1 protein-coding gene is annotated in these 572 nt (G+C 30.4%); it reads left to right on the plus strand.

Features of this window, described 5'->3' with window-relative positions:
• Nucleotides 1-297: 297 nt before the first annotated feature.
• Nucleotides 298-572 (plus strand): hypothetical protein (locus CJJ23_RS04975; RefSeq protein WP_143823654.1); only part of this gene is annotated, 275 nt, incomplete at its 3' end.

Genomic DNA, 572 nt, shown 5'->3' on the forward strand with positions numbered 1-572 from the left:
GATAAATTCAGCAAATTAACTTCAGATATTAATGAAGGTTTACCTGCAGAAATTAAAATGAGAAGACAGCAATATGAATACTACCGTGAAAAATTACTAACATTTTCTCAATCATAAGACGAGTAAATTGGTTCACTTTAATGAACCAATTTTTAGTTCAAATATGAAAAAACTGAAAATTTTTTAAAGAAGGTCTTCTTTAGTTATAATTAAATTAATATGAAAAAAACTAAAAAAAGTAAAATCGATTTCAAAAAGGCTACAGATACGCTTAAATTATTAGATAAAAGCCATGAAATGGAAGAAACAGTTCACAATGTAGATATAAATCAGGAAACTGGCAGAGCAAAGTTCCATTATGAAGCAGAAGGTGACCCAAGACCTATTATTGTTCAGCCGCCTGGTCCAATAGATCCTCCCCCTGGTGGTGGAGATTGAGAATATGATAACTTACCTTTTGATAAAAATTGAGTTATGGTTCAGATTAAAAAGTCTGCAGATAGCATTATTAAATCTCTTGGATCGCAGATTAATAAGATAAATGTTCAAAATGTAGCGATCAACTCTAAAGT

Origin of the sequence: Mycoplasmopsis agassizii (assembly GCF_002276225.1) — a bacterium.
Lineage (GTDB): Bacteria > Bacillota_I > Bacilli_A > Mycoplasmatales > Metamycoplasmataceae > Mycoplasmopsis_B > Mycoplasmopsis_B agassizii_A.